Source organism: Halanaerobium sp., from assembly GCF_003070835.1.
This window is the reverse complement of sequence record NZ_QBLR01000122.1, coordinates 1-10,101: the sequence shown is the minus strand read 5'-3', so window position 1 is coordinate 10,101 and position 10,101 is coordinate 1. Positions and strand designations below refer to the sequence as shown.

Genomic DNA, 10,101 nt, shown 5'->3' with positions numbered 1-10,101 from the left:
ATTATGGACAGTTTATATTATCTATTTAAACGGGTCAATTTTAAATTATTATCCTGGGTCACTTTTAGATTATCATATACATCTAAAACTAAGAGAAAATCTAATTCCTGGAGTTTCATAATGTTTTTTTTAGGAATATCAATTATAGCTCTCTCAGTAATTTCTATTTCAATTAGATTATTATTTAGTTCATAAGAATCGCTTATCTCTTTTATTTCGTTGATAAAATTAAGATCTTTAAGGCTGGAAGCTGAAACATTGATACAGATTCTTACATTACCATAATCTTTATCCAGCCAGTTATTTAGCTGCTCAAATACTTTTTTTAAAACATATAAATCAATCTCTTTAGTCATACCATTGTTTTCGGCAATAGGAATAAATTCCCCCGGAGAAATTTGTCCTTTTTGCCCATGTTCCCATCTCAGTAAGGCCTCCAAAGCAATGATTTTATCATTATTTATATCTAATTTAGGATGATATTTAAGATACAAATCTTCATTCTCAATTGCTTTTTCTAAATCTTCTCTTATTTCTGCACTTCTTTTTATAGAATTAAAAATATCATTATTAAAGACTTGAAAATCATTTTCTTTTTTACCCAGAATCAACATAGCATGATGAGCTTTAGATATCAAACCTTCAGGATCTTTGGCATGATCAGGATAAATTGAAATTCCAACATTAATATTCAGCATCGTATAATAGCCAGACTGCTTTAAGTATAAAATTACATCTTCTACCAGCTTATTTATTTTTTCATTGACCGCTGTGTAAGTAATGTTCTCGAATAAGATTAAAAATTGGTTGCCCTTATAAATTGAAATAATTTCTGCATTAATATCAGACCTGCTAATCTTATCAGCTAACTCCCTAATAAAATCATTGCTTTTTTGATAACCAATAAAATTATCTAATTGATCAATGTTATTGATTTTAAGATAGACAACATAAAGCTTAGTCTTAAGATTTATCTGATTAATTTTTTTATCCAGTATTTCATAAAAAAACTTCTCGTTTTTAAGATTAGTTAGCTCATCATAATAAGCTAATTCAAACAATTCTTTATTATTAGTTTTAGATTCCATTAAAGCACCTCCGACCAGTGACTAATTTAAAGTATTATTCAGTAAAAATACAACCACTTTATCATTATTGAGAAGAGCCATTTCTTCATCAAAATACATTCCCAGAACATCAATTCCAGTAACATTCTCAATAGCTTTTTTAGCCTCTTCTCCCCAGTATTTAAGTATATTCTTGTAAGTAGTTTTAACTACATTTTTGCCATGCTCATCATTTGCTATTTTGTTAAATATTTTCTCTTCATACCAGTTAATTTTTATAATAAGAACGTCATCTACAAAATAGCTTTTAATATATTTTGGTCCTCTTCCTGTATATTCTTTGTACAAATTGCTTAGTTCCTTATTTAAATCGGAAAAATTGTGCATTTTAATCATCCCCCATCATTTTATTTGCAATAAAAAAAACCAACACTAAAAAAGATAGCGTTGGCTCAGGCTCAAATAAGCTAAGTTTTTATAATTCAACCATGTCAACAAAACTCTGCCTATATATCTTCCTATGCGCATTTATTAACAGTCAAACTTCAGTTATAAAACCTCAGCTATCCCGTCATTATAGTTCTAACTAATTATATAATAATATTTATACAAGTTCAATTCGACATATATCTACAATATATTATTTAATGATTAAATTCACTAATTAAGAATCTTTTTATATCAGGTCTTACTGAAAATTGCTCTAACTTTCCATATTTATTTACAATTAAATTAACACTACTAACACCAGGGTCAATTATCTTCTTATCTTTTGGACTGGAAATTACTAAGGTTCCAATAGCTTTTTTGATGTAAATCTGGTTACTAATATCAAAATAGGTCTTTCCCAGGTTATTACCCGCTTGAGAACAATAAATAATGTTCTCAGCTTTATACCATCCCCCGCGTAGAAAACCAGAATTGTTTTTTACAATTATTGAGTTACTGGCCTCAATTTTTGAATTATAGCAGCCTTTTTTATTAATCACCAATGAACCTCCTATTAACAACGATGAATTTTGTATATAGCCTGCATAAATATTTAACTCCTTATTGTTATTCCTGCTCTTTAGGAGTTCTTTTATGTTATTTAGTAACTCATTAAATAGATCATAGTTATTAAGATTTTCTAATTTATGAAGTTTATTCATAAATGGTGCAAGTTTATTCAAAGTTTTTTTCAACTTATAATTATCATCTATTTTGTCTCTTAGATTTCCAATCAAATCAGGTAATTCATCAAATTTATCCTCTATTAGTAATTTTAATATCCTACCTAATTTAACTGAAGAACCCATTTTCCTCTTATCTGCTTCACCAAGTATTTCATCAATAGATTTTGAAATATCCTCTATTAATCTTTCAGTCTTTTCCAAAAAGTTTAACAAATCATCATCTAAGTAGTTTCCAACTTTAACCTTACTGCCGATAATGTTTTTATTAACAAACAGTGAACCTCTGGTTAAAACTTCTGCATTAGCAACATTACCGCTGACCTTTAAATCCTGGCCAACACTGACATTAAAATAATCCTGAACATTACCTTTGACCAATAGATCCCCATCATAATTAATATCTCCAGTATTTTTGTCAATATCATTATTGATCACATACTGCTCTACCACCTTAACAAGAGCAGTATTGTTCTTTTTTACTATTTTAGGCTGTCCACCTTTTTCAGCAACTGCTTTATTCTTAATTAATCTAACATTTTCTCCAGCTCTTAGTTCTATATCTTTAACTGCAGCAGGTTTAATTTCTTCACCAAAAACATTTATACCAGGATTACCCTTTTTTAAACTCTTCTTATAGCAGATGGTATCTCCCTTTTCTACAGAATTTATTTCATTAAATATTTTATTTTTTCTTTCCTTATACTTTTCTGTAGTAATTATTTCTGCATCTTTTCCAGATTCAGCCTGCTTCCCTTCTGCAACTAAATAACTATCATTATATTCTCTGCTACTAACTATATCCTTTATTACTTCCTCTTTAATACCGTAAGATACACTTTTTTCTTGCAAAAGACTTCTTATTTCTTTTTCATTAACCTCTGGATAAATTTCATCTACAACTTCACTTTTTACTTTTATTATATTAGAAGGCTGGATATTCTTTAAACTTAACTTTTTAGCAGGTGAGGTACTAATTTCAAGATAAGCTTTTAAACCTTTGTTATCAAATTTTAAATTGAGATCTTTTTTCTTGATGGTATTATTTAAATCAAGCACAATATCTTTGAGCGAGCTTTCAGAAACTACAATCTCATCTTTTATCTTATTGTCTTCAAGATATAATTCTACATCTTTACCTGCGGATATTCTAGGATATCTTCCTAAACCTTCAGGATCACTAATATATAATTTACCATCCCTAAGATATGCTACACCATCTTTATTTTTCATAGTATAACCTCCCGGTTTAGAAATAAATTGCGTATAAATTAAAAAAAGCCAACATATTAATGTTGGCACGGGCTCCGAACGCAGCATTATAACTGGTCCTTCTTCCCTTAACAATATAGACAGTTAAATTTCAGTCCTTAAGACCTCTATTTTCCTGATAATTGTCATAAAAGCTAATTCTTGTCAATAATTATACAGAAAAAATACTAAAGTTAAAAATCAAATTAGATGGCTATATTAACTATTAAGTGTGATTATACCTTATTAACTCTACTCTTCTTACTTTTTCCTAAATATACAAGTGTTTTGAATCCTAGATGGACTGACCTTTATTCAAATTAATACTCTTTTTATTTTTATATTAGTAAAATAATAAATATTGTTTTCTCCTTATCAAATATTTTAACCCTACTACCCTCAATATCAACCTCTTTAATCCCGGTATTAAACTGTTTACCTGCAAAACAAAAAATAGAGAGCGGCGGATAATCAGGCAGTTTAGGCCTGTGTTCATCTCGATGAATGGCAATATAATACTCCCAGGGATTGGTTATGGTGAGATCATAATATGAAAGAGCTGAAAGCAGACAAATTACACCATTAGGAACTATATTACTTACTTCGATTAGTTCTGTACTGGGATTAAATTCATCATTATTCCAGCGGTAAAGCCCCCTTTTGATCCTGGTGATCTCTCCATCTTCCTGAAGTTTGTATAGATGTGATGAATGAATATCTGCCTCAAGTATATCTTTAGTCCGAGCATATCCATTATTCCTCCCAAATATATTCTTTATCTTATTGTAAATATTAGGATCTATAATGACATCTCCGTATAATTATCCGCACTTATAGATATGTGCGGAGGTTTTTAACACTTATCAACTACAACAATTAGATAGCTTAACAAAAAAATTCCCTGTTAGCATTAAGTCTACAGGGGAAAATATACATAGTTTAGCTGTTACTGATTAAAGAAATTATTTCTTTTCTTCTTTCTTTTCACTTTCTTTCTTCACAGGTTTTTTCTTAGCTACTTTTTTCTTGTCTTTCATTTTTCAGCACCTCCCTGATATTTCAACTTACTACTTGAGCCTAAATTTATTATATTACATAAAACTCGAAAAAATATCTAATTATTAAGTTCTTCTGAAGAAAATATTATACAAAATAAAAACCCCAGAGAAGCTCCATTATTCACGGAATAAATGAAGTCTCTGGGGTTGAAATATAACAATATTAATTTAAAATCATAACTCTACTCTTCTTCACTTTTATACTTATGCAGGAGCACTGAACACTGAGCAGCTTCTGCTATTTTATCTGTTTTGCGGCCAAAAACTGTCTGATAAACCCACCAGTCACCAGATGGACCGATTACCAGCAGGTCAAAATCTTCAGTGGCCTCTTTGATACTGGAAGCCAACGAATTTCCTTCCAGCATCATTGTTTCGACTTCCAGGCCAAATTCAAGCGCTTTTTCTTTTGCCTGCTCCAGCACTTCTTTACCTTTTTGACGGCTGCCGTCTCTTTTGTCAACATAATGAGTTAATGTCAATATGGCACCAGTCTCCTGAACAATATGTTTAATTAAATTCAATCTACTTCTAGAAGGGTCTTTAGCTACAGGATACATTATCCTTTTTGTCTTTTCAATATCAACTCGGTTTTTATAGATAATCACATCACCATGAAAATTATCCATGATATGAGAAGCCATTTTAGAGATTTTAGCACCCGGTTTAGGACCCCAGCCCAGAATAATTGCTTCGGCCTCCATATCAAAAGCAGTCTCTAAAATGCCCCGTTCTATAGTCTTAGAAGTTACAATTTCACGATCACTATGAATACCATACCTCATCATCTTATGGTGACTTTCTGTAACTCGTTTAGCACCCTCTCTCCATTCACGCGGTAAGTCTATATAACTTCCCTCACGCATCACATGGATGAATTTAACCTCTCCTTTTTTTCGCTCAATAATGTAGGAAGCTAGATCAGTTAAATTGTTGATATCTGCTTTATGACCTAAAGGAAGTAATATCTTTTTATACCCAGGCCAGTTTTCATGTAATTTATCATTCATTAATCTAATACCTCCTCAAGTGCCAGGTTTAATTCCAGCACATTAACTCTGCTTTTTCCAAATAATCCGAGCAGCTTTGACTCTGTATGCTCTTCTATTAACGAATTCAGGGTTGACTCAGAAATTCCTGTCTGTTCTGCCAGATATTTTACCTGAAAATAAGCTGCTTCAGGTGATATATGTGGATCTAGAGCAGAGCCAGATTCGGTAATTAAATTTGCCGGTACAGCTTTATTACCCGGCTGATATTTGGCTTCAATTTCTTCTAAATCAGCTTTAATTCTCTGCTGTAATTTAGGATTAGAAGCAGCTAAATTAGCACTACCAGAAGTTGAAGCATCATAATTAATTGAAGATGGTCTTGAGATAAAGTAGCTGTCGCTGTCAAAGTTTTGACCGATAAGTCTGGAACCAACAGCCTCTCCATCCTGATAAACTATGCTTCCTTTAGCTTCACTACCAAACAGCTGTCCAACTCCACCCAGTAAAAGTGGATAAAGAATTGAGAAAATAAAAAGTGAGAGAACTATTAACTTGGCTGCTGTTATTATATTCTTTTTAACACTCATTTAAAACACCCCCAGCATAACTAATAGCATATCGATTAATTTAATAGAAATAAATGGTGCAATTAAACCGGCTCCACCATACATAACCAGATTCTTGCGCAGTAATTTAGATGAACTCTCCGCTTTATAATCCACACCTTTCATAGCAAGTGGGATTAAAAAGGGGATAATCAGAGAGTTATAAATTAAAGAAGCAATTACTACACTCTGTGGAGAATATAAATTCATAAAGTTAATCTGCTGTAAAGCAGGTATCCCGGCACTAAAAATTGCAGGAACCAGAGCAAAGTATCTCGAAATATCATTGGCAATACTGAATGTCGTTAGCGAACCTCTGGTCATTAAAAGCTGTTTACCAATAGCAACTACCTCAATTAATTTAGTCGGATCAGAATCAAGGTCAACCATATTACCAGCCTCTTTAGCAGCATTGGTACCGGCCTGCATGGCAAGTCCTACATCAGCTTTAGCCAAAGCAGGAGCATCATTGGTACCATCACCTGTCATCCCTATTAGTTTACCCTGTTTTTGAATTTTTTCTACCAGCGCAATTTTTTCTTCCGGCTTAAATTCAGAATAGTATTCTTCTATCCCTGCCTGCTCAGCTACATAGCGGGCAGTTCTCTCATTATCACCAGTTGCCATAATACATTTTACTCCCATTTCCTGCAGCTCCTGGATTCTGGCTTTAATTCCTACTTTTAATTCATCCTGGAGTTCAATTAAACCAAGAATTTTTTTATCAACAGCTACAGCCAGAGGAGTTCCTCCACTATCTGCAATTTCATGGGCTTTATCAGTTAATCCATCAGGAATCTCTTCTGAATACTCCTTTACTGCTTCTACAGAACCTTTGCGGACTTCTGTTCCATCTGGCAGATCAATACCACTCATTCTGGTTTTTGCAGAGAACTCCACAAAATTTTCTTTTGTCAGCTCACTTTCATCTACCTCAACATCCAGATCATGTGCCAGGTTAACTATTGAGCGTCCTTCTGGAGTTTCATCAAAATAGGAAGACTGCAGACAGGCTTTATATAAATCATTATCTTCACTGCCAACTGCAATAAATTCTTCAGCTATTCTTTCTCCAGTTGTAATTGTACCTGTTTTATCTAAGATTAGCGCATCAAGGTCACCTGCTGACTCAACTGCCTTACCTGATTTAGCAATTATGTTCTCTTTAGTTACTCTGGTCATCCCGGCAATTCTGATTGATGCTAAGAGAGCCCCGATTGTTGTCGGCATTAAACCGATTAAAAGAGCAATCAAATTGGCTACATCAACATTCATATCCACATACATACCAAAGAAACGCATTGTCACAACTGCTGCCAGGTAGACAAAGGTAAAGCTGGCTAAAAGCAGGGTCATCGAGATTTCATTGGGAGTTTTCTGTCTGGATGCAGTTTCTACCAAGCCGATCATTCTGTCTAAAAATGATTCTCCTACTGCAGCAGTAACTTTAATTTTAAGCACATCACTTAAAACTTCTGTTCCTTCTGTAACAGAGTTTCTGTCACCACCACTTTCTCGAATCACAGGCTCTGATTCTCCTGTAATTGCTGACTCGTCAATAGAGGCACTTCCTTCAACAACTTCTCCATCACGAGGGATGATGTCACCTTTTTCGACAAAGACATAATCTCCTTTTTCTATATCTTCTCCAGCAACAACCTCATAATCAGCTTCTGTTATTTCAGCTAATTCAATATCCTTATTTTTTAATCTTTTACCTTCAGTCTCAACCTGTAAGGCCTTTAAGCTATCGGCATGAGCTTCACCCTGCAGTTCTGCTAAAGATTCAGCATAATTTGCAAATAATAAAGTGAAGACTAAAATAATTGTGATTGTCAGATAATACCAGGTAGGCTGCTGGCCATTAAAAAGCGGTGGATAAATTGTCAAAATTATTGTCAGTATAGTACAGAGTTCTACTACAAACATTACCGGGTTTTTAATTAAATAACCGGGATCAAGTTTGATAAACGACTGTTTAATTGCTGTCCACTGCTGTTCCCAATCTATATCGAACATCTTTACATCCCCCCACTTAGCATTTCTGCAATTGGTCCTACTGCTAATGCAGGCATAAAGATTAAACCACCAATAATAATCATTACACCAACAAATAGAACTAGAAATGATAGATTTTCCACTTTAAGTGTTCCTTCTGTTTCTGGTCTGATTTTTTTCTTTGATAAATTACCAGCTATTAATAGCTGACCAAAAATAGGAAGATATCTTCCCATTAAAATTGCACCGCCATTGAGTAAGTTATAAAATACTGTATTATCCATCAAGCCTTCCATCCCACTGCCATTATTGGCTCCGGCTGAAAACATCTCATAAAGCACTTCCGAAAAACCGGTAAACCCAGGATTATTAATTGCTTCTTTTCCTGCTTCTGTTATTACTGCAATTGAAGTTGGAAATAAGACTAAGACAGGCAGTAAAAGTATAATTAAAGCAGCAATTTTAACTTCTCTCCATTCAATCTGTTTACCTAAGTATTGTGGTGCCCGACCAATCATCAGACCTGCGATAAAGACACAGATAAAGATATAGGTCATTAAATTAAGTAATCCAACTCCAATACCATTATAGAGGCAGTTCATTGCCATAGCCAGGAATGGACCCATGAGCCCCTGTGGGCTATAACTATTATGCATACTGTTAACCGCGCCATTGGTAGTTGAAGTTGTGGATATTGCCCAGAGCGAACTTAAAAGACTGCCAAAGCGAGTCTCTTTCCCTTCCATATTACCTGCACTCTGATCAACTGTTATATTTAAATCTTTTTCTGCCATTGTTACTGCTCGATTGGGCTGCATTTCTCCAGCTGCAGTAACCCAGAAAAGACCAAGAAAGATAACAAATAAGGCCCCAATTAAAATGACTCCATGTCTTCTCTTGCCCATCCAGATTCCAAAGGCATAAATTATTGCCATCGGGCTGGCCAGCATGATTAAGTTCAGGACTATGTTTGCTAATATTGTCGGGTTTTCAAATGGATGAGCAGCATTAGCTGCAAAGTAGCCGCCACCATTTGTCCCTAAGGTTTTAATTGCTTCTATTCCAGCTACAGGACCTACACGAATTGCCTGCTTAACTCCCTCAATAGTGTTTACTACAATCTCACCACCAAGCCACTGAGGTGAACCCTGAGAAATTAATATTAGAGCAACTATGAAGGAAACTGGAAGTAAAAATCTGATTAAACCCTTAATCAGATTAACATAAAAATTACCAAGTTTTGTTTCCTCTTCATTCTGGATTCCTCTGGTAAAGGCTGGTGCCAGTGCCAGACCGGTTCCGGCTGATAAAAACATTGCCAGTCCAACTGCAAAAAGTTGAGAAAAATATGACAGGTTTTCTCCACCATAATGCTGCTGATTGGTATTACTGACAAAGGTACTGGCAGTATGAAAAGCCTGGTCCCAGCTCATCCCATCTAAATTAAGAGGGTTTAGAGGCAGAATATTCTGGAATTTAAAGACCAAAAAGAGAAAAACAAATAAAATTCCATTAAAAATCAGTAAAGAAAATAAGTACTGCTTCCAGTTCATTTCTTTGTCCGGCTCAATATTCAAAAATGAAAATATTTTCTCTTCAATCAACTTAAAAGGACGATCCAGTTTTTTAAAAAATTTCAACTTTTTAGGTAACTCACTTTTACTCTTTGTCTCGTCCTGATATATCCAGGCTATATATTCGCCGAAGACATATATTAAAGCAAATAATAGTACAAAAAATACAATTAAAGCTAATATATTTAACATCTTATCACCTTCCTTTTAGAACTTTGTTGGAAAAAATAGAACATACGAAAGATAAATAAATACAAAAATTGTCACAACACCTAAAATAATATCTCCTAAATCCATTTAACACCACCCCTGTCTTCTTATTTTATTTAATCATGTTTGGAAATATAGATACCATCTTTAACTAATTTAATGCCTGCATAAAGG

General features: G+C 33.7%; 9 protein-coding genes. All 9 read right to left on the bottom strand.

Going from position 1 to position 10,101, the window contains the following annotated elements; all coding sequences use genetic code 11:
- Nucleotides 1-17: 17 nt before the first annotated feature.
- The 9 genes from CI949_RS12240 to CI949_RS20940 all read right to left on the bottom strand — a co-directional run bounded on the left by CI949_RS12240 (nucleotide 18) and on the right by CI949_RS20940 (nucleotide 10,014).
- Entirely contained in the window at nucleotides 18-1,088 is a 1,071-nt protein-coding gene (locus CI949_RS12240) for a GGDEF domain-containing phosphodiesterase (protein WP_290766943.1), read from the bottom strand.
- Between the two features lie 21 nt (nucleotides 1,089-1,109).
- Nucleotides 1,110-1,454 carry a Na-translocating system protein MpsC family protein gene (locus CI949_RS12235; RefSeq protein ID WP_290766942.1) on the bottom strand — a complete coding sequence of 115 codons (345 nt, stop codon included), beginning with the start codon at nucleotides 1,452-1,454 and terminating at the stop codon, nucleotides 1,110-1,112.
- A gap of 257 nt (nucleotides 1,455-1,711) precedes the next feature.
- Nucleotides 1,712-3,472: a FapA family protein gene (locus CI949_RS12230; protein ID WP_290766941.1), complete on the bottom strand. Its 1,761-nt coding sequence runs from the start codon at nucleotides 3,470-3,472 to the stop codon at nucleotides 1,712-1,714.
- A gap of 356 nt (nucleotides 3,473-3,828) precedes the next feature.
- Nucleotides 3,829-4,221: a hypothetical protein gene (locus CI949_RS12225; RefSeq protein WP_290766944.1), complete on the bottom strand. Its 393-nt coding sequence runs from the start codon at nucleotides 4,219-4,221 to the stop codon at nucleotides 3,829-3,831.
- Between the two features lie 509 nt (nucleotides 4,222-4,730).
- Entirely contained in the window at nucleotides 4,731-5,558 is an 828-nt protein-coding gene (locus CI949_RS12220; protein WP_290766940.1) for a universal stress protein, read from the bottom strand.
- On the bottom strand, nucleotides 5,558-6,127 hold the full coding sequence (kdpC, locus tag CI949_RS12215) for a potassium-transporting ATPase subunit KdpC (protein ID WP_290766939.1): 570 nt from the start codon (nucleotides 6,125-6,127) through the stop codon (nucleotides 5,558-5,560). Before kdpC ends, CI949_RS12220 begins: the two co-directional genes overlap by 1 nt.
- The gene (gene kdpB, locus CI949_RS12210) at nucleotides 6,128-8,164 is read right to left on the bottom strand and encodes a potassium-transporting ATPase subunit KdpB (protein ID WP_290766937.1); all 2,037 of its coding nucleotides are present in this window, start codon (nucleotides 8,162-8,164) and stop codon (nucleotides 6,128-6,130) included.
- Between the two features lie 2 nt (nucleotides 8,165-8,166).
- Nucleotides 8,167-9,909 carry a potassium-transporting ATPase subunit KdpA gene (gene kdpA, locus CI949_RS12205; RefSeq protein ID WP_290766935.1) on the bottom strand — a complete coding sequence of 581 codons (1,743 nt, stop codon included), beginning with the start codon at nucleotides 9,907-9,909 and terminating at the stop codon, nucleotides 8,167-8,169.
- A 15-nt stretch (nucleotides 9,910-9,924) separates the two neighbouring features.
- Entirely contained in the window at nucleotides 9,925-10,014 is a 90-nt protein-coding gene (locus CI949_RS20940; RefSeq protein ID WP_089655681.1) for a potassium-transporting ATPase subunit F, read from the bottom strand.
- Nucleotides 10,015-10,101: the final 87 nt, after the last annotated feature.

Coding starts and splice junctions, on each gene's coding strand:
- CI949_RS12240 (WP_290766943.1), bottom strand. CDS start 1,088: ATGGAATCTAAAACTAATAATAAAGAATTGTTTGAATTAGCTTATTAT.
- CI949_RS12235 (WP_290766942.1), bottom strand. CDS start 1,454: ATGCACAATTTTTCCGATTTAAATAAGGAACTAAGCAATTTGTACAAA.
- CI949_RS12230 (WP_290766941.1), bottom strand. CDS start 3,472: ATGAAAAATAAAGATGGTGTAGCATATCTTAGGGATGGTAAATTATAT.
- CI949_RS12220 (WP_290766940.1), bottom strand. CDS start 5,558: ATGAATGATAAATTACATGAAAACTGGCCTGGGTATAAAAAGATATTA.
- kdpC (WP_290766939.1), bottom strand. CDS start 6,127: ATGAGTGTTAAAAAGAATATAATAACAGCAGCCAAGTTAATAGTTCTC.
- kdpB (WP_290766937.1), bottom strand. CDS start 8,164: ATGTTCGATATAGATTGGGAACAGCAGTGGACAGCAATTAAACAGTCG.
- kdpA (WP_290766935.1), bottom strand. CDS start 9,909: ATGTTAAATATATTAGCTTTAATTGTATTTTTTGTACTATTATTTGCT.
- CI949_RS20940 (WP_089655681.1), bottom strand. CDS start 10,014: ATGGATTTAGGAGATATTATTTTAGGTGTTGTGACAATTTTTGTATTT.